The following is a 23,672-nucleotide window of genomic DNA, read 5'->3' as shown; positions in this document are numbered from 1 at the left end:
CTATCCCACGAACTGCCGCGCCAATATCAGTGCGGCAGTGCCCGCCAAAAACATCGCCATCAGGCCGCCGCGCAACGACACCAGCGCGGTGACGATCAGCGCCGCCCATTCGGCGGGTCCGGCATGCAGGAGTTCCGGCGCCACCAGCGTCGTCAGCACGGCGGCCGGCACGGCGTTCAAGCCCGCCTCGACGCGCGGATGGATGTTTTCGAAGCGCGAGATGACGAGGTGGCCGCCGACGCGCGTGAGATAGGTGGCGATGGCGCCGGCAAGGATGATCCAGAAGGTCGTGCTCATGGCCGCTCCCCCACGCCGCTGTGATGCGGCGGCAGGATCACCGCCAGGAGCACGCCTGCGATCGCGCCGATCGAGACATGCCATGGCGAGCCGACCGTCCTGTAGGCGACGATCGAGGCGGCCGCGCTCGCGGCGACCACCGGCAGCCAGAGCGGCCGTTTGCGGAAGCCCATGACGAGGCCGAGGAAATAGATCGGCAGCAGGAAATCGATACCCAGCGCATGGGTATCCGGGATCATCTTGCCGAACACCGCACCCAGGCCGCTTTCGATCACCCAGAACACATAGACCGGCAGGCCGAGTCCCAGATACCAGACGAAGCCGATCGGCCGGCCGGACTCTGCCCTCGCCTCGGCGATCGCATATTGCGGATCGGTCAGGATGAAGTAGCCGAGCGCCTGCTGCAGCACCGGCCAATGCGCGATGCGCCGGCCGATGCCGGCGGAATAGAGCACGTGGCGGAAATTCACCGCGAAGATCGACAGCACGACCAGCCACGGCGCGACATGCTGGCCGAACAGCTCGATGCCAACCATCTGGCTGGCGCCGCCATAGATCATGGCGCTCATCAGAAAGGCTTCGAGAACGGAAAGGCCGTTGTCGACCGCTAAAGCGCCGAACAGCACCGCGAACGGCGCCGAGGCGACGACCACCGGCATCGACAGCCGCACGCCTTCCCAGAAATCGCTCTGCGCACGGCCTTCGGAGATTGCTTCCGCTGACATCCAACTGCTCCCTTTTGCATGTCGCCCAGAAGTGCGCAGCGGTTCTGGGATAACGACATGCATCAAAACAAGGACTTGAAGCGCGTCGCCTGAACCCGTTTCAGGTGACGCGCTTCAGACGGTTTGATGTAGGGAGCGTCGCCCTCCTTGTCACACCAATTCGCTTGAGCCGACGATCAGCGGAACTGATCGCGAAGGATTTCCGGTTATCCGGTCTTGCCCTGAATCGCCCTGCCCCAATCGAGCAGCGGCCTGGCGCGCGAGGTGAAATCGACGAGATCGTCGACCAGCCCGGCCGAGTAAATCGTCGTCGGATCGATCTCGTGCCGGACCACGAAATGCCGGTTGCGCACCGCCTGGGCGAGATCGTCATCGGTGACGTCCTCGAAGCCGCGCGGCGCGCGCTTCAGGCGATCTTCCGAATCGAGCGCGAGGCCGCCCTTCTTCAGCGCCGCCACCGTGCCACGGAACGCCGCCGGCTTCGTCACGATCGCCTTGCGCATCGCCTGCAGCAGTTCAGGCCCCGGCTGCCACCAAGCGACGCCGGCAAAGCAGCGCTCCAATCCGATATGCACGTAGAATACGCCCTGCTCCATCTTGGTGCCGTCCGGCGAAAGGATGGCCGATAGATGCCGGTTGTAGGGTCGCTTGTCCTTGGAAAAGCGCACGTCGCGATTGATGCGGAAAAGCGATTTCTTGCGGTCGCCGCGCAGGCCAAGTCTCGCCGCCGCAAAACGCTCGCTGAGCGTCTCGACGAGATCGCAGAACGGCTCGTGCAATTGGCTCTCGTAGAGGTCGCGGTTTTCCTGGAACCACTCGCGGCTCTGGTGGAAATCGAGCGCCTTCAGGAACGGGATGGCCTTCTCGCCAAAACCTTTGAACGCGCCCGCCATCAGCCGCCCCTGCCGATGCGCTGCAGCCAGGTGTCCTCGTCGATAACCTCGATGCCGAGATCGGTCGCCGTTTTGAGCTTGGAGCCGGCGCCGGGACCTGCGACGACTAGGTCGGTCTTGGCCGAAACCGAGCCCGCGACCTTGGCGCCAAGGCGCTCGGCCATCGCCTTGGCCTCGGAGCGCGTCATCTTTTCCAGCGTGCCGGTGAACACCACCGTCTTGCCGGAGACCTCGCTGCCGGCCGAGATCTCCATGACATACGGCTTCGGATGGACTTGCGCGAGCAGCGCGTCGAGCACATCGTCGTTGCGCTCGTTGCCGAAGAAATCCCGCAGCGCGTTGATCACCGTGTCGCCGATGCCGTTGATCGACGGGAAGACGTCGTGCGGATCCTCCGCCTTTGCCGTCTCCTTGCCGACACGGATCAGTTCTTCGATTGTCGAGAACTGGCGGGCAAGCACGGCGGCCGTCGTCTCGCCGATATGACGAATGCCGAGCGCGAAGATGAAGCGGTCGAGCTCCGGCTCGCGGCGCGCGTCGATAGCGGCAAACAGCTTGTCCAGCCCTTCGTAGTTGCGCTCCTCGATGCTGCGCACATTCTTGCGCGTCTTGCCCGATGCCTCCTCGCGCAGCCTCGCCTGCTCTTCGCGCCGCTCGGCCAGCGCCTTGGTGACGGCCGGCCGGCGGTCCTTCAGCGTGAAGATATCGGCCGCCGTCTTGACCAGCCCGGCATTGAAGAAGAGGTCGATGTTTTCAGCGCCCAGGCCTTCGATATCGAGCGCGCCGCGCGACACGAAATGGCGCAATCCTTCCACCGCTTGCGCGGCGCAGATCAACTCGCCGGTGCAGCGCCGGCGGGAATCCTCCTTGCCGGTCTTCTCGTTGATCTCGCGCGTCGCCGGCGAGCCGCAGACCGGGCAGGTATGCGGGAACTCGTAAGGCACCGCGGCGGCCGGCCGCTTGTCGATGACGACGCTGACGATCTGCGGAATGACGTCGCCCGCCCGCTGGATCACCACCGTGTCGCCGATACGCACGTCGATGCCGTCGCGGATCGGCTGGCCGTTGCTGTCGAAGCCCTTGATGTAGTCTTCATTGTGCAGCGTCACGTTCTCGACCACCACGCCGCCGACCGTCACGGGCGCAAGCCGGGCCACCGGCGCCAGCGTGCCGGTGCGTCCAACCTGGATGTCGATCCTCTGCACCGTCGTCATCGCCTGTTCGGCTGGAAATTTGTGGGCGACCGCCCAGCGCGGCTCACCCGTGACGAACCCCCAGCGGCGCTGCAGCTCGAGCTGGTCGATCTTGTAGACGACGCCGTCGATGTCGTAGCCGAGCGAGGAGCGCTGCTCCTCGATGCGATGGTAGTGGGCAATGAGTTCGTCTATCGACTTCGCGCGCACCATCAGCGGGCTGACCTTGAACCCCCACTCCTTGAACTTCTGCACGGAATCGTACTGGGTCGGAGCCGGATCCGCCGTCGTATAGCCCCAGGCATAGGCGAAGAATTTCAGGTTGCGGCTGGCGGTGACCGAGGGATCCTTCTGGCGCAGCGATCCGGCCGCCGTGTTGCGCGGATTGACATAGTCCTGGCCGCCGACGGCCGCCGAGCGTTCCTTCAGCGCCTCGAACTCCGCATAGGTCATGTACACCTCGCCGCGGATCTCGATGACCTCCGGCCAGCCCGAGCCGTGCAGCTTCTTCGGAATATCGGCAATCGTCTTCAGATTGGCGGTGATGTCCTCGCCGACGGCGCCGTCGCCGCGCGTCGCGCCCTGCACGAACACGCCGTTTTCATAGCGCAGCGAGGCCGACAACCCGTCGATCTTGGGCTCCGCGGTGAAGGCGATGTCGAGGTCCTTGTCGCGGTCGAAGAAGCGCCGGCCGCGCTCGATGAAATCGGCGACGTCCTGGTCGGTATAGGCTTTGGCGAGGCTCAGCATCGGCACCGCGTGGCGCACCTTGGTAAAGCCTTCCGCAGGCGGTGCGCCGACCCGCCGCGACGGCGAATCCTCGCGCACGAGATCGGGAAAGCGTTCCTCTATCGCGAGGTTGCGCCGCGCCAGCGCGTCATACTCGGCGTCCGAAATCGTCGGCGCGTCTTCGGTGTGGTAGCGCCGGTCGTGCTCGGCGATCTCCGCGGCCAGCCGCTTCAACTCATCCGCGGCCTCGCTTTCGCTCAGCGATTCGACTGGTTTTTCCGACATGAAGTGCGGTCCTCGAATTATGGCGGGCCACTATAAATCAGGAATCGTCGGCAGGGAGTCGGCTTGCGCAAAAATCATTCCTGAACAGCAGGATGCAGCCATCTGCTGACTCATCTTCCGAACGTGAAAGAATTCAAGCCGCCTAAAAGCATGTCCCCGAAAGTGGGAACCGGTTTCGGGACAAAGACATGCGTGAAATCAGAAACCTAAAGCGCATGGCGCGAATCTGAAAGATCGCGACGCGCTTTAGGCTGCCGCCGTGTTCTCGCGCAGCAGGCGTTCCGCCGCGGCGCGCGCTTCATCCGTGATGGTGGCGCCGGCCAGCATACGCGCGATCTCTTCCTGGCGCGCCGCGCGGTCCATTTCGGCGATGCCGGTGGCGACACGGTCCTTGCCGCCGGATTTCGAGATGAGGAAGTGTGTGGCGGCGCGCGCCGCCACCTGCGGCGCATGCGTGACCGAAAGCACCTGCACCCGCTTCGACAACCTGGCCAGCCGCTGGCCGATGGCGTCGGCCACCGCGCCGCCGACACCGGTGTCGATCTCGTCGAAAACCAGGGTCGGCGCCGAGCCGCGGTCGGCCAGCGCCACTTTCAGCGCCAGAAGGAAGCGCGACAGCTCGCCGCCCGACGCGACCTTCATCATCGGTCCCGGCCTTGTACCCGGATTGGTGCGCACCCAGAACTCGACCTGGTCTATGCCTTCTTCCATGCGACTTTCGGCGTCGCTCAGCATCTCGACGATGAACTCGGCCCGCTCGAGCTTGAGCGCCGGCAGTTCCGCCATCACCGCCTTGGTCAGCCCGACCGCCGCCGCGTGGCGCAGCGAAGAGAGTTGCGCCGCGGAAATGTCGTAAGCCTCGCGCGCGGCGGCGGCTTGCTTCTCCAGTCCGTGTAGCCGCTCCTCGCCGGCGTCGAGGTCGGCGAGGTCGGCCGCCATCGTGTCGCGCAGCTGCGCCAGGTCGTCGACCGCGACATTGTGCTTGCGCGAGGCCGCGCGCAGCGAGAACAACCGCTCCTCGGCCTTTTCCAGGCGCTGCGGATCGTATTCGGTGGCGCGAAGCGCCGTCTCGACGCCGGACTGCGCCGCGTCGAGCGAGATCATCGCCTCGTCCAGCGACTTCACCACCTCGTCGAGCAGGCCCGGCACCTCGCCCGACTTGCGCTGCAGCCTGCGCAGCAGGCTGGCGAGCTGCGGCAAGGGCGAGGACGGCCCCGACAACACGTCCTGTGCATCGTGGATCTCGGAAGCGATCTTTTCGGCGCGCATCATCTGGGCGCGCAGTTCTGCCAGCTCGGTTTCCTCGCCCGGCTGCGGATCGAGCTTCGCCAGCTCGGCGACGGACGCTCTGAGATAATCCGCCTCGCGCGCCGCCGCCTCGACCTTGGCGCGATGCCGGGAAAGCTCCTGCTCGCAGCTTCGCCAGTAGCGCCAAGCCTCGCCGTTGCCGCGCACGGCGCCAAGATGACCGCCAAAGCTGTCAAGCAACTCGCGATGCGCGCCGGGATCGACAAGCGCGCGCTCGTCATGCTGGCCATGAATCTCGACCAAGGCTCGGCCAACGTCGCGCATCAGGGTCACGCTGGACGGCTGGTCGTTGACGAAGACGCGCGTGCGGCCATCGGCGGTCTGCACGCGCCGCAGGATGACGTCGCCATCGTCCTCGATGTCGTTTTCGGCGAGCAGCGCGCGCGCCGGATGATTGCGCGGCACGTCGAACACGGCAATGACCTGGCCCTGTGTCGCGCCATGACGGACCAGCGAAGCGTCGCCGCGCGCGCCAAGCGCCAGCGACAGTGCATCGAGCAGGATCGATTTGCCGGCCCCGGTCTCGCCGGTCAGCACGGAGAGCCCAGGCAGGAAGTCGATGTCCAGCTTCTCGATCAGGACGATATCGCGGATCGACAGTCTGGACAGCATCAGGGAAGCTTCAGGCGCCGGTGATCAGCTTCCCGGCCTTGGAGATCCACGACCCGGCATTCTCGCGTGGTTCAAGCCCATTGCTCTGCAGGAGCTTGTAGGAATCCTTGTACCACTGGCTGTCTGGATAGTTGTGGCCGAGCACCGCCGCGGCCGTCTGCGCTTCCGAGGTCAGGCCCATCGCATAATAAGCTTCGGTCAGGCGCGCGAGCGCCTCCTCGACATGGCGTGTGTTGGAGTAGGTCTCGACCACTGTACGGAAGCGCTTGACGGCGGCGATATATTCGCGCCGTTCGAGATAATAGCGGCCGATCTGCATCTCCTTGCCGGCGAGCTGGTCGGTGGCGAAGCGGATCTTGTCCTTGGCGTCGTCGACATATTCGGAGGTCGGCCAGCGCGTCACCAGGTCCTGCATGGTCTGCACCGTCTGGCGCGCTTCCTTCTGGTCCTGGGTGACGTCCTTGATCTGCCGGTAGTAGCTCAACCCGATTATATACTGGGCGTAGGCGGCATCGTCGGTCGACGGGTAGAGCGTGAGATAGCGCTTGGCGGTGCCGATCGCCTCGTCATAGTTGCCGGCGCGATAGTCGGCGAAAGCACCCATCACCATCGATTTGCGGGCGAATTCCGAATAGGGATGCTGGCGGTCGACGGCGTCGAACTTCTTGCTCGCCTCGTCGAGGCGGCCGGCGTTCATGTTGGCCAAGCCCTGGTTGTAAAGAACGTCGGCCGGCTCAGTCTGGTCGACATAGGTCGCCAGGTTGACATCCTTCTCGGACGACATGCAGGCTGACAGCACGAGCGAAGGGGCGATCAACGAAAACGCCAGGAAAACAGCCCTACGCGGCGCATTCGATTGACCAACTCGCTTAAGCAACATGATTGATTTCCGCCCTTTCGGCGTCATTTCGATCTGGGGCAGCAGCCATAAACCATAACTGCCTAATGCGGCAACGCTATCTGCGGCCAATCGCGCATTTTTGTGGCGGTTTGGCGCCGTGCCCAAAGCTGCGCGATTTCACGGGCTTGTGATGCAACCATGCAACACAAGCTCCGCCTACAAAGCCAGAAAACCGTTAAGAATCAGATCACCCAGGGCGCGTAGACAGGCCCGCTGACGGCGATCATCTCGGCGGCGCGACCACGCTCGCGGCGTCGCGTCTCGACAATCTCGAAGGCCGTGCGGTCGGACAGCAGGCGGCGCAGAGCCGCAGCATTCATCCGGTGGCCGCCGCGATAGGAGCGGAAGCAGCCGATGAAGCGCGCGCCGGCCAGCGCCAGGTCGCCCATGGCGTCGAGCGTCTTGTGGCGGGCGAATTCGTTCGGATAGCGCAGCCCGCCGACATTGATGACGCGGTTATCGTCGCCGATGACCAGCGAGTTTTCCAGCGACGAGCCGAGCGCGTAGCCTGCGGCCCACAGCCGCTCGACATCTTTCATGAAGCCGAAGGTGCGGGCCCGCGCGATGTCGTGGCGGAAGATGTCGGGGTTGATGTCGGAGGCAAAGAGCTGGCGGCCGATGGCCGGGCTCTCGAAATCGATCTCGACCTCGAAGCGCGTGCCGTCATAGGGGCGGAACTCCGCCCATGATGCGCCGGCCTCGATGCGAACCGGCTTGACCACGCGTATATAGCGACGCCTGACCGAAAGCGTCTCGATGCCCGCCTGATCGAACGCCTCGACAAAGGCCATGGCGCTGCCGTCGAGAATGGGGACTTCCGAGCCGTCGATCTCGATGATGAGGTTGTCGATGCCAAGTCCGAACACCGTCGCCATCAGGTGCTCGACGGTTCCGATATGCTCGCCGTCCGGATCACCGAGCATGGTGCAAAGGTCGGTGGCGCCGACCTCGGAGACCAACGCGCGGAATTCACGGCTTTGATCGCCGGTGGAAAGGTGGAACACGATACCGGTGTCGGCGTCTGCGGGCAGGAAATGAACGGTGACGGGCCTGCCGCTGTGCACGCCCGTGCCGGTCAACGTCACGCGCGCTTTAACTGTCGTCTGATAGTCGTGCAAGACAAACCCCGTAAGCCCTAGCTGCCAGCGTCCGCTTTGTCAGACTCTTGAGCATTTTCAGCCAGATGGATCACCTGACGTCCGCAGCAAATGCGGCAAAATGAACAAGGCATGCGGCTCTGATATGATCGGCAGGCAGGGCTAACTCCCCGAATCCCGGCTAACCGACTTAGTCCGACGCGAAGATAATGACCCGTCCGGGAGACTCCAAATCACGGTTTCTTACCCCATGTAACCGCTACCCTGAACGAGAAGGCGCTTATAACCCTCTGTTTTACAGGCATTTTCTAACGCCAACAGGCAGACGATCTCTCGTCTGCCTGTTAACAACCGTTATATATCGTTAACGGTCAGCGACCCGCTGTATCGATCAGTTGGCTTGGCGGCGCAGGAATGCCGGAATCTCCAGCTGGTCGTCTTCCTGGACCGTGCGGCTCTGCGGTGTGAGTCGGCCCTGGTCGGCGAGCTGGCCGCGACGCGGTGCGTAAAGCTGCGGGTCCTGGCTGGCGAGACGGCGCATTTCCGGTGCCGCCTGGCGCAGTTTCGGCTCGCGCGGCTGTGCCGGCTGCAGCCGGGCCGGTTCTTCCTCGCGGCGGGTCAGGCCGTTCGTCAGCCGCTTGATCAGCCCCATCGGTCCGCTGTTCTCATGATCGGCAGGGCGGGTCTTGGCTTCCACTTCCGCCCTCACAACCGGCGGAAAGTCCTCAACGCGTGGCATGCGCTGCGGTGCCGCCGCCACCGGCTGCGGCATCTCACGCTGCGGCGCGGGCTGCACGACCTGCTGCTGCACCACCGGTTGAGGCTGCGGCTGCGCCGGCGGGGCCTGGAAGATCTTGCTCTGCGGACGGAAGTCGTCGACCGGCGCCTGGCGCGGCTGCGCCATCGCGGCGGCGTTTGCCTCGGCAAGCTGGATCGCCTCGGCGACCGGATCGACCGCGCGCGGCTCGTAAGCCTGCTGCTGAACCGGCGCAGGACGGCTTTCCTGAACAGGCGCCGCCGGACGGGCGACCGGCTTCTGCGGCGCGCGGATCGAAATCGGCGCCGCGGCGATTTCGGCCGCCGACTTGTCGATGCCGGTGGCGACCACCGAAACGCGGATCACGCCTTCCAGCTCCTCGTCGAAGGTGGCGCCGAGGATGATGTTGGCGTCCTGGTCGACCTCCTCGCGGATGCGGGTCGCCGCTTCATCGACCTCGAACAGGGTGAGGTCGCGGCCACCTGTGATCGAGATCAGCAGGCCCTTGGCGCCCTTCATCGAGGTTTCGTCGAGCAGCGGGTTGGCGATCGCCGCTTCGGCGGCGGCCATCGCACGGCCCTCGCCTGAAGCCTCGCCGGTGCCCATCATCGCCTTGCCCATCTCGCGCATCACCGAACGGACGTCGGCGAAGTCGAGGTTGATCAGGCCTTCCTTGACCATCAGGTCGGTGATGCAGGCAACGCCCGAGTAGAGCACCTGGTCGGCCATGGCGAAGGCATCGGCGAAGGTGGTCTTGTCATTGGCCAGCCGGAACAGGTTCTGGTTCGGGATGACGATGAGGGTATCGACGCATTTCTGCAGTTCCTCGATGCCCATGTCGGCCGTCTTCATGCGGCGCTGACCTTCGAAATGGAACGGCTTGGTGACGACGCCGACCGTAAGGATGCCCTTCTCGCGCGCGGCGCGGGCAACGACCGGAGCAGCACCCGTGCCGGTGCCGCCGCCCATGCCGGCGGTGACGAAGCACATATGCGTGTTGGAGAGATGATCGATGATCTCGTCGATGCACTCTTCCGCCGCCGCGCGGCCGACTTCCGGCTGCGAGCCGGCGCCGAGGCCTTCGGTGACATGCGCGCCGAGCTGGATCAGCCGCTCGGCCTTCGACATCGTCAGCGCCTGCGCGTCGGTATTGGCCACCACGAACTCGACGCCGCGCAAGCCGGCTGTGATCATGTTGTTGACGGCATTGCCGCCGCCGCCGCCGACACCGAACACGGTGATGCGTGGCTTCAGCTCGGTGATGTCCGGCTTTTGCAGATTGATCGTCATTGTCTCCGTCCTTTGCCTTTCCCGCCGCCTCGCCGCTGCGGCCGCCTATGGGGCTGTCCCCGTCAAATTAAAAACTGTCTCTCAACCACTGACTCATGCGATGCAGTTTTCCGCCCGTTCCGGTCATCCTGAAACCGGAAAGTCCCTTCGCCGAATGGCTCTCGAAGCTCGCCATCTGCGGATAGATCAGAAGTCCGACCGGGGTCGAAAACGCCGGGCCCTTGGCCGCTTCCGGCAAGCCAGCCACGCCGAGGGGCCGGCCGATGCGCACATTGCGTCCGAGGATGCGGCGCGCCGCCTCCGGCAGGCCAGCCAGTTGGCTGGCACCGCCGGTGAGAACGACACGCTTGCCGACGGCGTTGCCATAGCCCGATTTGTTCAACCGGTCGCGCAAGAGCTCCAGCGTCTCGTCGATGCGCGCGCGGATGATGCGCGTCATCATCGAGCGCGGGATCTGCAGCGGCAGCTCGCCTTCCTCGCCGATCGGCTGGATGGAGACCAGGTCGCGGTCGTCGGCGCTGCCGGGCAGCGCCGAGCCATGCATCACCTTCAGCCGTTCGGCGGCGTCGAGCGAGGTCGACAGGCCCTTGGCCATGTCGAGCGTCACATGGTTGCCGCCGATGGCGATGGCGTCGCCGTGCACGAACTTGCCCTCCGCGAACACGGAGATCGTCGTGGTGCCGCCGCCCATGTCGATGCAGGCAGCGCCCATTTCGAGTTCGTCGTCGACCAGCGCCGCGAGACCGCTCGCATAAGGCGTCGCCACCATGCGCTCGACCGACAGATGCGAGCGGTTGATGCAAAGCTCCAGATTGCGCATAGGCGCGGCGTCGCCTGTCAGCACATGCATGTCGACACCGAGCGCATCGCCGACCATGCCGCGCGGATCGCGCACACCGCGTTCGGCGTCGAGCGAAAAGCCCACCGGAAGCGAATGGACCACTTCCCGCTCGGCCCGCAGCGCCTGCTTGGCGCCGGCGGCGAGCACGCGCTTGATGTCGGCTTCCTCGACCTGATGGCCGCCAAGATTGATGGTCGCCGAGAAGGCTTCGCTCTTCAGCCTGCCGGCCGTCATGTTGACGATGAGGGAATCGACGGTGAGCCCCGCCATGCGCTCGGCCGCGTCGACGGCGAGGCGAATGGCATGCTCGGCTCGGTCGAGATCGACGACGACACCCGACTTCACGCCTTGCGATTTCTGATGGCCGATGCCGATCACCTGGATGCGATGCGAGCGCCCGCGCAGAAGCTTGCCGTCCTCGCGCGGCTTCAGCTTCGCCACCACGCAGCAAACCTTGCTCGAGCCGACATCGAGCACCGTAAGCGTGCCCGACCGGCGCGAAGATGCATCACCGCTGCCGCCAAGCCAGCTCATATCTTCGTCTCCGACTTGCGCTTCGTCAGGCTCTTCGGCTTTTCGCTAAGAGCGGCTTCGCGCTGGCTCGCGGCTTCTGGCGAAAGCTCCACCACCAGCCGGTCGGAGAGCCGCATGTCGACGGCGGCGATGTCGCGCGTCAAAAGCCCATTGTCGTGATCGAGCTTCACGAGCTCGGCGACCGCCTGATCCTCGCCGTCTTCCGGCAGCTTCACCGTGATGCCGTTCTCGAGCTTGAGATCCCAGCGCCGCTCGCCGACACGGACATAGCCTTTGACCCGAGCCGCAAGCTCGGGATAGCGCTTGATCTTGCCGAGAAACTCCGGCGCCTTGGCCGGCGCGCCGGTGCCGATGATCAGCGGCAGCAAAGCCTCCTTGCCACCCGAGAACGGCGCGATCACCTCGCCCGAGCGCTCGATGACCGAAACCGAATTGCCCTGCTGCCAGAGCGCGAAAGGCTCACGCTCCTCGACACGCACCTCCAGCGTGTGCGGATAGATCTTGCGCACCGCGGCAACCTCGACCCAAGGCAAGGTCGCGATGCGCTCGCGCGCGGCCTCGGCATCGAAGCCGATCAGCGACGTCCAGCCGTCGAGGCCGAGCTGGCCCAGTATGTCGATCTCCGAAGTCTGGCGATTGCCGACGACCTTGATCTGGTCGACGGCGAATCCGGTCCGGGCGGTCACACCCTGCACGATGGCGTCGCTATAGCCGCCGAGATAAGCGCCATAGGCTCCAGCCGAAGCCAGCAAGGCAGCCGAGAGGATCGCGGCGGAAAAGCGCGGCGCCTCATACTCGCCATCACAGAGGCGAGCAAGCAAGCGCACCGGCCGGCGAAGCTGGCGCGGCAAGACGAAATGGTCGAACGACAGCGACACACCAAACAGCGTAGGCCCAGCCCCGCCGCCTTTGCCCTGTCCCCACCTCAACGCAGACACGAAGCGTCCTCCACCATCCAACTCAACAAATCGCCGAACGAGTGTCCCGCTTGCGCGGCGATTTCAGGCACCAGAGACGTCGGCGTCATGCCCGGCTGGGTGTTGATCTCGAGCCAGACAACCTCGCCGTTTTCGGAGTGACGGTCGTCGTAACGGAAGTCCGACCGGGAAACGCCCCGGCAACCGATAGCAAGATGAGCCTTGAGGGCCAGTGTCTGTATTTTTTGGTAAATATTCGGTGAAATTTTTGCAGGGGTTTCGTGTTTTGATCCGCCGGGCACGTACTTTGAATCGTAGTCGTAGAAGGAATGGCCGGTCGGAATGATCTCGCAGACCCCGAGCGCCACGTCGCCCATCACCGCGCAGGTCAGTTCGCGCCCATGGATGTAGCGCTCGACCATGACGATCTCGCCATATTGCCACTCGGACGAGCCGATCACCTGTGGCGGATGCGACTGCCCCTCATGCACGATGACGACGCCGAAGCTCGAACCCTCGTTGACCGGCTTCACCACGTAAGGCGGCTTCATCGGATGCTTGTTCTGGACTGCGAAGCGGTTGACCACCTTCGATTCCGCGACCGGGATGCCGGACGCCTTGGCGACTTTCTTGGCCTGTTCCTTGTTCATGGCCAGCGCCGAAGCGAGCACGCCCGAATGGGTGTAGGGAATTCCGAGATATTCGAGAATTCCCTGGATGGTGCCATCCTCACCGAACGGGCCATGCAGCGCATTGAAGGCGACATCGGGCTTGAGCTCGGCAAGCACAGTCCCGACATCGCGCGAAACATCGATACGGGTGACCTGATAGCCTTCATTCTCGAGCGCATCCGCACATGCCTTCCCCGAGGACAGAGACACGGGCCGCTCCGAGGAGAATCCCCCCAGGAGAACAGCCACATGCTTCTTCTTCATCCCGTCATTCCCTCTCACGCCGGGTCCGCAACCGCCATTTCCGCACGCAACATTTCCGCACATTGAGTCCGAGTCTTCCGGCAGGTTGCCCCCCAGACGGAAAACGCGGGTAACGCGTCAAACGACTCAAATCAGGAAACGCTTTAGGGCAGAGAATCAGAGAGTTGATTCCCTGGCAAGTGCCTATGATTCCGAGAGATTCACTTTCCGCGAAAACGGGCGAGAAAAGTGTGTTGTTGAGTCTTTGCAGCAACGCTTGACGTCGTCGCCGACCGCGCATGTTCAAGCACTACTTGAAGATCGCAGCGAGCTAAAGAAGCTGCCCCAGGAATTCCTGCACGGCATGGCCGGGGCGAAAATCGCCCAGCCGCTTGATCTCCCAGTGCAGCCGGATGCCGGAATTCTCCAGCACCCTCGCCCGCACCGTCTCGCCGAGATATTCGAGGTCGTAGCCGGTCGCAGTGCCGGTGTTGATCATGAAGTTGCAGTGCATCGGCGACATCTGCGCGCCGCCGATCATCAGTCCGCGGCAGCCGGCCTTGTCGATCTCCTTCCAGGCGGAAGTGCCCTCGGGATTCTTGAAGGTAGAGCCGCCGGTCTTCTCGCGGATCGGCTGCACCGTCTCGCGATGGTTCTGCACGGCATCCATCGCCGCCTTGATGACCGCCTTGTCTTCCGGGATGCCCTCGAAGATGGCGGAGGTGAAGATCAATCCGCCAGGCGCCGACGAATGACGATAGGCATAGCCCATGTCGGCATTGCTCAGCGTATGGACATTGCCCGCGCGGTCGAGCGCCCGCACCTCGACGACTCGCTCGCGCGTCTCGGCGCCATTGGCGCCGGCATTCATCCGCAGTGCCCCGCCGACGGCGCCTGGAATCCCGTGATAGAAATGGAAACCGCCGATGCCGGCTTCGTAAGCCACCGCCGCCAGGCGCTTGTCCGGTGTCGCGGCGCCGGCCTCGATGGTGGTCGGTCCGGTGACTTCGGCCTCGCCAAAGCCCTTGGCCGACAGCCTGATCACGAAGCCGGGGATGCCGCCGTCGCGCACCAGAAGGTTCGAGCCGACGCCGACGACCGTGATCGGCACCTCTTCCGGCACGGCGCGCAGGAAAGCGGCGAGATCCTCCTCGTCGGCCGGCTGGAACAGCGCTTCCGCCAGTCCGCCGGCACGGAACCAGGTGATCTTGTCCATCTCGGCGTTGGGCGTGATGCGGCCGCGCAGGCCGGTAAGCTTGTCGCCGAGTTTGTCTATCAGGGCCTGGCCGCGCATCATGAGGGCGTTCCCCCAAGTTCCTTGGGCAGCGCATAAGCCCACTGCGTGATGTTGCCTGCGCCGAGGAAGACGACGAAGTCGCCGGGCTTTGCCAGGTCGCGGATGGCCGGCGCGATCGCCGCCGGGCCTTCGATATAGCGCGCGTCGCGGTGGCCGCCGGCGCGGATACGCGACACCAGCGCGTCCGAGGAGACACCTTCGATCGGCTCCTCGCCGGCCGGGTAGACCGGCGCCACCATCACCGTGTCGGCGTCGTTGAAGCAGACGGAAAACTCGTTGAACAGGTCATGCAGCCGGGTAAAACGGTGCGGCTGCGCGATCGCGATGACGCGACCCTTGCTGGCACCGCGTGCGGCCTTGAGCACCGCGGCGATCTCGACCGGATGGTGGCCGTAGTCGTCGAAAACCTCGACCCCGTTCCAGGAGCCGGTGTGGGTGAAGCGCCGCTTGACGCCGGCAAAGGACGACAGGCCCTTCTTGATCGCCTCGGCTGACAGGCCAAGCTCATGCGCGACCGCGATCGCCGCCGTCGCGTTGGAGACATTGTGCCGGCCAGGCATCGGCAGCCGCAGGTCCTTGATCGTCGTCGAGCCGCGGCCCTTGCGGTCGCGGATCACCACGTCGAACTCCGACACCGCTCCGTCCATGCGGTGATTGGTGAAGCGCACGTCGGCCTGGGCGTTCTCGCCATAGGTGATGACGCGCCGATCCTCGATGCGGCCGACCAGCGCTTGCACCTCCGGATGGTCGGTGCACATCACGCCGAAGCCGTAGAACGGCACGTTCTCGACGAACTGGCGGAAGGCTTCGCGCACCTTGTCGAAGCTGCCATAGTGGTCAAGGTGCTCGGGATCGATGTTGGTGACGACCGCGATGTCGGCCGGCAGCTTCAGGAAGGTGCCGTCGCTCTCGTCGGCTTCGACCACCATCCATTCGCCGTCGCCCATGCGCGCATTGGTGCCATAGGCGTTGATGATGCCACCGTTGATGACGGTCGGATCGAGCCCGCCGGCCTCGAGCAGCGTCGCCACCATGGAAGTGGTCGTCGTCTTGCCATGCGTGCCGCCGATGGCGACCGCCTGGCGGAAGCGCATCAGCTCGGCGAGCATTTCCGCACGCCGCACGATCGGCAGCAGTTTTTCGCGCGCCGCCTTGAGCTCGGGATTGGACTTCTTGATGGCCGTCGACACGACGACCACCTCGGCGTCGCCAATATTCTCGGCCTTGTGGCCGACGAAGCATTCGATGCCCTTGTCGCGCAGCCGCTGCACATTGGCGCCGTCCGCCTGGTCGGAGCCCTGCACCTTGTAGCCGAGATTGTGCAGCACCTCGGCGATGCCGCTCATGCCGATTCCGCCGATGCCGATGAAATGCACGAGGCCGATCGTCTGCGGCATCTTCATGCGCGCGTCCTCCTATAGTCCGAAACCGTTTTGCCGGACGCAATAGCCTCTGTCAGATCGGCGAGCAACCGCGCTGCGTCCGGTTTTCCGGCCGAACGGGCGGCCGCGGCCATCGCCGCCAGCCGACCGGGGTCCTGCATCAGCCCGCCGACCAGCTCGGCAATCCGCTCGGCCGAGAGCGTCGACTGCGGATGGAGCTCGGCGCCGCCGGCGGCAGCGAGTGCCGCGGCATTCGCCGCCTGGTCGTGATCGAGGGCATGCGGATACGGCACCAGCAGCGCCGGGCGGCCGATGACGGCGATTTCCGATACGGTCGAGGCGCCGGAGCGCGACATCACCAGATGCGCCGCCGCCATGCGCGCCGCCATGTCGGTGAAGAAGGGCGAGACCTGCGCGTCGACGCCGAGACTGGCGTACGCCGCCTTTACCCGCGCCACGTCTTCGGCGCGCGCTTGCTGGGTGATCGCCAGCCGTTTGCGCTGCGCTTCGGGCAGGAGCGCGATCGCCGCCGGCACGGCGTCGGAAAAGAACTGCGCGCCCTGGCTGCCGCCGAACACCAGGAAGCGGAACGGTTCGCCGTCGTTGGACACCGTGTAGGGCGTCTTCGCCGCTTCGAGGATTTGCGGCCTGACCGGATTGCCGGTGGTCACCGTCTTGGCGCCGGCGGCACTTGCCCCTTCCGGCAGGAAGCCGCCGGCAATCGCGTCGACCCGGCTCGACAACGCCTTGTTGGCGCGGCCCATGACGGCGTTCTGCTCATGGATCAGCGTCGGCACCTTGCGCCGGGTCGCCGCATAGAGCGGCGGCAGCGTCGGATAGCCGCCGAAGCCGACGACGGCTTCGGGCTTGATCCTGGCGATCACCCGCCCCGCTTGCCGCACGCCTTGCCAGATGCTCCAGAAGGCCGAGAGCATGGCAATCGGATTTTTCGAGCCTAATGTCGCCGACGCGATCGAGTGGACTTCGACGGCGGGAAACTGGCGCGAATAGCGTTCGGCGCGGTGGTCGGTGGCAAGATGCACCTTCCAGCCGCGCTCGATCAGTTCATGCGCAAGCGCCTCGGCCGGGAACAGATGCCCGCCCGTTCCGCCGGCCGCAAGCAGGATAACACCCTTCGACATCCAGCCTCATTCCGCCGCGATAGTGCGCTGCGAGAAAGCATAGCCCATCTGCTTGCGCTTTTCGGGATGTCTGCGCGTCAGCGCCAGCACCATGCCCATCGAGACGGCAATCGCGATCTGCGAGGAGCCGCCATAGGAGATGAAGGGCAGCGTCATGCCTTTGGCGGGCATCAGCTGCAGGTTCACGCACATGTTGATGGCCGATTGCAGGCCGAAGATGGTGACCAGCCCACCAACGGCGTAGCGGGTGAAATCGTCATGCTCCTTGAGTGCGATGCTCAATCCGCGCAGCACAATGAAGGCGAAGATCGACATGATGAAGAAGCACATGATCAGCCCGAATTCCTCGCCCGCGACCGAGAACACGAAGTCGGCGTGACTGTCCGGAATGACCCGCTTCACCGTGCCCTCGCCCGGGCCGACGCCGAACCAGCCGCCATTGATCAGCGCTTCGCGGCCCATGTCGACCTGGAATGTGTCGCCTTCGCCGGTGAGGAACTTGTCGATGCGGGCGGCGACGTGCGGGAAGACGGTATAGGCAGCGAACACGCCGCCGACGCCGGCGGCACCCAGTGCGACGATCCAGAACCAGGGCAAGCCGGCCATGAAGAACATCACACCCCACGTGCCCAACACCAGCATCGTCTGGCCGAGATCAGGCTGTGCCACGAGCAGTGAGATCACCAGCGCAAGCAAGAGCATGGCGAAGAGATTGCCGGGGATGTCGGGCTGGCGCTTGTGCTCGGCGAACAGCCAGGCGCAGATGATGACGAAGGCAGGCTTCAGGAATTCGGACGGCTGGATCGAAAGCCCGGCCAGCGACACCCAGCGCCGCGCACCCTTCACCTCGACGCCGATATAGAGCACCGCCACCATCAGCACCAGCATGATGCAGATCATCACCAGCGACATGCGCCTGATTTGCCGTGCTTCCAGGAAGGAAACGGCCAGCATCACGACAAGCGCCGGGATGGTGAAGATGATCTGCCTTGTGGCGAAGTGGAAGCTGTCGAGGCCGATGCGCTCGGCGACCGCTGGGCTTGCCGCGAAGGACAGGACGATGCCCAGCCCCATCAGCGACAGGAATGCCGCCAGGAACCAGCGATCGATCGTCCACCACCAGGTTGCGACTGGACTTTTGTCGAGACGGCTTTGCATCAACGTGGCCCTCCGATGGGTTTCACTCCATCAATAGCAGTCGCAGCTTGCCTGAAGGCTTCGCCGCGAACCTCGAAATTCTTGAACTGGTCGAAACTGGCGCAGGCCGGCGAAAGCAGCACCACCGCTTCGCCACTGGTGTCGCCCGCGGCGTCGTGGGCGGCATGCTCGACCGCGGCCGCCAGCGTTCCGGAGATTTCGTAAGGCACCGCCTCGCCGAGAGTGGCGGAGAAAGCAGGTGCTGCCTCGCCGATCAGATAAGCCTTGGCGATGCGCGGGAAGAAGCCGCGCAGCGGCTCGATGCCGCCTTCCTTGGGCAGGCCGCCGGCGATCCAGTAGATGCGGTTGAAGCTCGACAGCGCGGGTGCCGCCGCGTCGGCATTGGTCGCCTTGGAATCGTTGACAAACAGAACATGGTCCTTGCGGCCTACCTGCTCCATGCGGTGCGCCAACCCGGGGAAGCTTTCCAGCCCCGCCTGGATCTCGCCGAGCTCGAGACCGACCCTGAGGCAGGCCGCGACCGCGGCGAGCGCGTTCTGCGCATTGTGCTGGCCGCGCAGCGAGCCGATGCCTTCGAGGAAAGCGACACGGCTGTAACGGCCGTTCACGGCCTCCATCAGATTGGTGCCGTCGGCGAAATAGCCGTCGGTCAGCGGCAGGCGCTTGGAGATGCGGATCACTTGCTTTCCGGCTCGTTCCAGCCGGTCGGCGATCTGGGCGCACCAGGAATCGTCGACGCCGATGATCGCGGCGTCGCTGCCGGCGACCAGTCTTTCCTTGATCGAGGCGTAATGCGCCATCGTGCCGTGCCGGTCGAGATGGTCGGGCGTCAGGTTGAGCAGGATGCCGGCGGTCGGATTGATCGAGGGCGCGAGATCGATCTGGTAGGAGGAGCACTCCACCACATAGTGCCGCTCGGGTTCCGGTGTATCGAGCGTCATGACGGCGCGGCCGATATTGCCGCCCATTTGGGTATCACGTCCGGCCGATTTCAGGATGTGCGCCGTCAGCGCCGTCGTCGTCGATTTGCCGTTGGTGCCGGTGATGGCGATGAAGGGCGCGCTCGGCGCGCGCTGGATGCGCTCGCGGCAGAACAGCTCGATGTCGCCGATCACCTCGACGCCGGCGCCGCGCGCCAGCTCCACCGCCCAATGCGGCTTCGGATGCGTGAGCGGCACGCCGGGGGACAGGACGAAGGCCGCGAAGCGCGACCAGTCGGCGGCGCGCAGGTCGCCGGTCGCAATGCCGGCGGCGGCCGCCTTGGCGACGCTGTCGGGATTGTCGTCAAAGGCGAGGATCTCGGCGCCGCCGGCGATCAGCGCATGCGCGGTGGCAATCCCCGAACCGCCGAGCCCGAAGAGCGAAACGCGTTTGCCTGCGAAGGAAGCGGCGGCGATCAAGCGGTATCCTATCTGAGCTTGAGGGTGGAGAGGCCGACCAGCGCCAGGATGACGGCGATGATCCAGAAGCGGATCACCACCTGGCTCTCGGTCCAGCCCAGCTTTTCGAAATGGTGATGGATCGGCGCCATCAGGAAGACGCGCTTGCCGGTCATCTTGAAGTAGCCGACCTGGATGATGACCGACAAGATCTCCACCACGAACAGGCCGCCGACGATGACCAGCACGATCTCGTGCTTGGTGGCGACCGCGATGGTGCCGATCAGGCCACCCATCGCCAGCGAGCCGGTGTCGCCCATGAAGATCGCGGCCGGCGGGGCGTTGAACCACAGGAAGCCGAGGCCGGCGCCGATCACCGCGCCGAGCACGACGGCGAGTTCGCCGGTGCCGGGAACGAAGTGGATCTGCAGGTATTCGGCGAAGACCGCGTTACCGGAAAGATAGGCGATGACGCCGAAGGATGCCGCCGCGATCATGATGGGCACGATCGCCAGGCCGTCGAGGCCGTCGGTCAGGTTCACCGCATTGCCCGCGCCGACGATGACGAAGCAGGAGAACGGCACGAAGAACCAGCCGAGATTGATCAGGAATTCCTTGGCGAAGGGGAAGGTCAGCGAGGACGAGAACGGCGCCTGACCATTATGCATGATCACCCAGGCGGCGATGCCGGCGACGACGAATTCGATCGCCAGCCGCGCCTTGCCGGAAAAGCCCAGATGCGACTGCTTGGTGACCTTGAGATAATCGTCGTAGAAGCCGATCGAGCCGAAGCCGACGGTGACCAGAAGCACCACCCAGACATAGATGCTGGAAAGGTTCGCCCACAGGAGCGAAGAGCCGATGATGCCGGACAGGATCATCAGCCCGCCCATGGTCGGCGTTCCCGCCTTCTTGAAATGCGTCTGCGGTCCGTCGGCGCGGATCGGCTGGCCCTTGCCTTGGCGAAGCCGCAGCGAATTGATGATCGTCGGCCCGAATATGAAGACGATCAGCGCCGACGTGATCAGCGCGCCGCCGGTGCGAAAAGTGATGTAGCGGAAGACATTGAAGGCCGAGATCTTGTCCGCGAAATCAACGAGTAAAGTGAGCATCCGTCCCCCGGATCCCGACCTCAGGTCGGTTCGATGGTTGTGGCTTCCGCCGGAAATTTGCCGAGCAATGCCTCGACCAGCTTTGAAAATCCGATGCCTTTCGACGACTTGACCATGACCACGTCGCCCGGCCTGATTGCCGACATCACGACCGGTTTCAGCTCTTCCGCGCCTGACCGGTATTCGGTTTCGACATCGGAGGGCAGAACGTCGGCCAGCGCCCGCATCTCCGGACCGCCGAGAAAGACGTTGCGCGTCCCGGTACCGACGATGAGCTCGGCCAGTGCCGCATGGAGTTTCGCCGAATGGCTGCCGAGTTCCAGCATGTCGCCAAGCACGGCGATGCGCCTGCCCTCGCCTGAGACAGGCGTGGCGTTGAGCAGCGCCATGGCTGCCGCCATCGACGCCGGGTTGGCATTGTAGCTCTCGTCGATCAGCGTGATCGGACCGTTCGGATGACGCAATATGTGGCGCCTGCCGCGCCCGCGCTCGGCCGAGAGGTCGGCAAGCGCTGCTGCCACCTTGTCGAGGTTGGCGCCGACCAGTTGCGCGGCCCCCAACACGGCCAGCACATTCTGTACGATGTGTCGGCCAGGCGCCCCGACACGGGCCGTCACGTCCTTCTTGCCGATTTTGACGGCGATGTCGGAATGGTCGGCATGAAGCTCGCAGCCGACAAGGCGGAAGGCCGAGCGGACGTTTTCGCCGAAGCCGAAGACATGCTCGACGCCGGCCTCTCTCGCCATTTTCCCGAGCAGCTTCCAGCGCGGATCGTCGCGGTTGAGCAGTGCTGCGCCGCCGGGCTCTATGCCCTCGAAAATCTCGGCCTTGGCCATGGCGATCTCGTCGAGATTCTTGAAGAAGCCGAGATGCGCGGCGGCAATCAGCGTCACGATCGCGACATGCGGCCTGACCATCCTGACGAGCGGCCTGATCTCACCCGGATGGTTCATGCCGATCTCGAAAACCGCGTAGTCGCAGTCTTGCGGCATGCGCGCCAAGGTCAGCGGCACGCCCCAGTGGTTGTTGAACGATTGCGCGGAGGCATGCACTTTGCCGACCGCCGACAGCACATGGCGCAGCGCTTCCTTCGTCGTCGTCTTGCCGGCGGAACCGGTCACCGCGATGATCTTGGACCGTGACCGCGCGCGAGCCGCAACGCCGAGCTTTTCAAGGGCTGCGAGTACGTCCTGCACCACGATCATCGGTGCCGTAAGCCTTCCGAGCGACGGCAGCTTGCCCTCGGCGACGACCAGCACGGCAGCACCCGCCTTCACCGCTGCGGTCGCGAAATCGTGGCCGTCCATCGTCTCGCCCTTGATGGCGAAGAAGGCGTTCCCGGGCTCGAGGCTGCGACTGTCGATGGAGATGCCGGTAATGCCTGCCGGCAGCGAGCCTATCGGCCTGCCTCCCATGGCCTCGACTAGTGCCTCCGACGTCCAGAGCAAGCTCATGCGACGCGCTCCTGGAGCGCCTCGCGCACTTCCTCGTGGTCGGAGAAGTGGAAAGTCTCGGTGCCGATCGTCTGGCCTTCTTCATGCCCCTTGCCGGCAACGATCAGCGTGTCGCCGGCATGAAGCATGGCGACCGCCTCATGGATCGCCTTGCGGCGGTCGCCGATCTCGATGGCGCCGGGTGCCGCGGCAAGGATTGCAGCGCGAATGGTTTCCGGAATTTCGGTGCGCGGATTGTCGTCGGTGACGATAACGACGTCGGCGAGCCGGGTGGCGATCTCGCCCATGATCGGCCGCTTGCCGCGGTCGCGATCGCCGCCGCAGCCGAACACGACGACGACGCGGCCCGTGGTGAAGGGACGCACCGAAGAGAGCACGTTCTCCAGCGCGTCGGGCTTATGCGCATAATCGACATAGACCGGAGCGCCGGCTGCCGTCGTGCCGACGAGGTCGAGCCGCCCGGGCGCGCCTTTCAGTTTCTCCAATGCCGCCAAGGCTTTGCCGGCCGATGTTCCAGTCGAGATGGCAAGACCGGCCGAAACCAGCGCGTTGGCGATCTGGAAATCGCCGGCCAGCGGCAGGTCGATCTCGTAAAGCACGCCGTCGGCCTCGACCTCGGCACGCTGGCGCCGCCGCTCATGCTCGACGCGCTTGAGCGTGAGGAATTCGCCATGGCGGCCGACGGTCAGCACATTCAGGCCAGCTGTTCGCGCGGCATGAATCGTCTGCTCCGACCAGGGATCGTCGGCGAAGATCACTGCCGGCGCGCCCTTCGGCAGCAGCGTGTCGAACAGCCGCAGCTTGGCGCGATGATAGTCCTCGACCGTCGGGTGGTAGTCCATGTGGTCGCGGCCGAGATTGGTGAAACCGCCGGCTGCCAGTTTTACGCCGTCGAGGCGGCGCTGATCGAGGCCGTGACTGGAGGCTTCCATCGAAGCGTGGGTGACGCCTTCATCCGCCAATTCCTTGAGCAGTCTGTGCAGCGCCACCGGATCCGGCGTGGTCAGAGAACCATACTCGTTGCGCCCTGGCGCCACCACGCCCGTCGTCCCGATCGACGCGGCGGCAAAACCCGCCTGCTCCCAGATCTGACGGGTGAACGCGGCAACCGACGTCTTGCCGCTGGTGCCGGTGACGGCGACCATCGTCCCGGGTTGCTTGCCGAAGAAGCGCGCGGCGCTCAGCGCCAATGCCAGGCGCGGATCGTCCACGGCAAGAACCGGGATCGGCAGTGCTGAGATCGCGTTGCCGCGGCCGGCGACGATCGCCGCAGCACCGCGGCCGGCGGCGTCAGCCGCGTAGGCCGCGCCATCGGCCTTGCTGCCGGCAAGCGCGAAGAAGACGACGCCCGGTCTTACCTGGCGGGAATCGGAGGAAATTCCGGTAACCTCCAGATCGCGGGAAGCTGTCCCCTCGACAGGTAGGATACCGGCTAGATCTTTCAGATGCATCGAG

General features: G+C 64.7%; 19 protein-coding genes. All 19 read right to left on the bottom strand.

The window, feature by feature from the left end:
* Positions 1-297: an AzlD family protein gene (locus QAZ22_RS16410; protein ID WP_278201800.1), complete on the bottom strand. Its 297-nt coding sequence runs from the start codon at positions 295-297 to the stop codon at positions 1-3.
* Positions 294-1,022 carry an AzlC family ABC transporter permease gene (locus tag QAZ22_RS16405; protein WP_278201799.1) on the bottom strand — a complete coding sequence of 243 codons (729 nt, stop codon included), beginning with the start codon at positions 1,020-1,022 and terminating at the stop codon, positions 294-296. The genes QAZ22_RS16410 and QAZ22_RS16405 overlap by 4 nt, the downstream gene beginning before the upstream one ends.
* A 206-nt stretch (positions 1,023-1,228) precedes the next feature.
* Positions 1,229-1,915, bottom strand: a complete 687-nt coding sequence (locus QAZ22_RS16400) for a TIGR02453 family protein (RefSeq protein ID WP_278201798.1) — start codon at positions 1,913-1,915, stop codon at positions 1,229-1,231.
* Positions 1,915-4,122 (bottom strand): NAD-dependent DNA ligase LigA, encoded by a 2,208-nt coding sequence (gene ligA, locus QAZ22_RS16395; protein ID WP_278201797.1) that lies wholly within the window; start codon positions 4,120-4,122, stop codon positions 1,915-1,917. Before ligA ends, QAZ22_RS16400 begins: the two co-directional genes overlap by 1 nt.
* A 246-nt stretch (positions 4,123-4,368) precedes the next feature.
* On the bottom strand, positions 4,369-6,042 hold the full coding sequence (recN, locus tag QAZ22_RS16390) for a DNA repair protein RecN (protein ID WP_278201796.1): 1,674 nt from the start codon (positions 6,040-6,042) through the stop codon (positions 4,369-4,371).
* Between the two features lie 10 nt (positions 6,043-6,052).
* On the bottom strand, positions 6,053-6,922 hold the full coding sequence (locus QAZ22_RS16385) for an outer membrane protein assembly factor BamD (RefSeq protein ID WP_278201795.1): 870 nt from the start codon (positions 6,920-6,922) through the stop codon (positions 6,053-6,055).
* A 203-nt stretch (positions 6,923-7,125) separates the two neighbouring features.
* Positions 7,126-8,061, bottom strand: coding sequence for a UDP-3-O-acyl-N-acetylglucosamine deacetylase (gene lpxC / locus QAZ22_RS16380; protein ID WP_278201794.1), 936 nt, complete (start codon positions 8,059-8,061; stop codon positions 7,126-7,128).
* A 370-nt stretch (positions 8,062-8,431) separates the two neighbouring features.
* Positions 8,432-10,087 carry a cell division protein FtsZ gene (ftsZ, locus tag QAZ22_RS16375; protein WP_278201793.1) on the bottom strand — a complete coding sequence of 552 codons (1,656 nt, stop codon included), beginning with the start codon at positions 10,085-10,087 and terminating at the stop codon, positions 8,432-8,434.
* A 67-nt stretch (positions 10,088-10,154) separates the two neighbouring features.
* On the bottom strand, positions 10,155-11,462 hold the full coding sequence (ftsA, locus tag QAZ22_RS16370; protein ID WP_278072738.1) for a cell division protein FtsA: 1,308 nt from the start codon (positions 11,460-11,462) through the stop codon (positions 10,155-10,157).
* Entirely contained in the window at positions 11,459-12,400 is a 942-nt protein-coding gene (locus QAZ22_RS16365) for a cell division protein FtsQ/DivIB (RefSeq protein ID WP_278201792.1), read from the bottom strand. The genes ftsA and QAZ22_RS16365 overlap by 4 nt, the downstream gene beginning before the upstream one ends.
* Entirely contained in the window at positions 12,388-13,314 is a 927-nt protein-coding gene (locus QAZ22_RS16360; protein ID WP_278201791.1) for a D-alanine--D-alanine ligase, read from the bottom strand. The genes QAZ22_RS16365 and QAZ22_RS16360 overlap by 13 nt, the downstream gene beginning before the upstream one ends.
* 310 nt (positions 13,315-13,624) lie before the next feature.
* Positions 13,625-14,590, bottom strand: coding sequence for a UDP-N-acetylmuramate dehydrogenase (gene murB / locus QAZ22_RS16355; RefSeq protein ID WP_278201790.1), 966 nt, complete (start codon positions 14,588-14,590; stop codon positions 13,625-13,627).
* Positions 14,587-15,993 carry a UDP-N-acetylmuramate--L-alanine ligase gene (murC, locus tag QAZ22_RS16350; protein ID WP_278201789.1) on the bottom strand — a complete coding sequence of 469 codons (1,407 nt, stop codon included), beginning with the start codon at positions 15,991-15,993 and terminating at the stop codon, positions 14,587-14,589. Before murC ends, murB begins: the two co-directional genes overlap by 4 nt.
* Positions 15,990-17,114, bottom strand: coding sequence for an undecaprenyldiphospho-muramoylpentapeptide beta-N-acetylglucosaminyltransferase (gene murG / locus QAZ22_RS16345; protein ID WP_278201788.1), 1,125 nt, complete (start codon positions 17,112-17,114; stop codon positions 15,990-15,992). Before murG ends, murC begins: the two co-directional genes overlap by 4 nt.
* 6 nt (positions 17,115-17,120) lie before the next feature.
* Complete coding sequence (gene ftsW / locus QAZ22_RS16340) at positions 17,121-18,272, bottom strand: putative lipid II flippase FtsW (protein WP_278072732.1); 1,152 nt, start codon at positions 18,270-18,272, stop codon at positions 17,121-17,123.
* Positions 18,272-19,672 carry a UDP-N-acetylmuramoyl-L-alanine--D-glutamate ligase gene (gene murD, locus QAZ22_RS16335; protein ID WP_278201787.1) on the bottom strand — a complete coding sequence of 467 codons (1,401 nt, stop codon included), beginning with the start codon at positions 19,670-19,672 and terminating at the stop codon, positions 18,272-18,274. The genes ftsW and murD overlap by 1 nt, the downstream gene beginning before the upstream one ends.
* A gap of 8 nt (positions 19,673-19,680) precedes the next feature.
* Positions 19,681-20,763 (bottom strand): phospho-N-acetylmuramoyl-pentapeptide-transferase, encoded by a 1,083-nt coding sequence (gene mraY, locus QAZ22_RS16330; RefSeq protein ID WP_066990736.1) that lies wholly within the window; start codon positions 20,761-20,763, stop codon positions 19,681-19,683.
* A 20-nt stretch (positions 20,764-20,783) separates the two neighbouring features.
* Positions 20,784-22,217 (bottom strand): UDP-N-acetylmuramoylalanyl-D-glutamyl-2,6-diaminopimelate--D-alanyl-D-alanine ligase, encoded by a 1,434-nt coding sequence (locus QAZ22_RS16325; protein ID WP_278201786.1) that lies wholly within the window; start codon positions 22,215-22,217, stop codon positions 20,784-20,786.
* Positions 22,214-23,668: a UDP-N-acetylmuramoyl-L-alanyl-D-glutamate--2,6-diaminopimelate ligase gene (locus tag QAZ22_RS16320; RefSeq protein WP_278201785.1), complete on the bottom strand. Its 1,455-nt coding sequence runs from the start codon at positions 23,666-23,668 to the stop codon at positions 22,214-22,216. The genes QAZ22_RS16325 and QAZ22_RS16320 overlap by 4 nt, the downstream gene beginning before the upstream one ends.
* Between the last annotated feature and the right edge of the window lie 4 nt (positions 23,669-23,672).

The sequence above is a fragment of the Mesorhizobium sp. WSM4906 genome (assembly GCF_029674625.1).
Lineage (GTDB): Bacteria > Pseudomonadota > Alphaproteobacteria > Rhizobiales > Rhizobiaceae > Mesorhizobium.
This window is presented reverse-complemented; position numbering and strand designations above follow the sequence as displayed.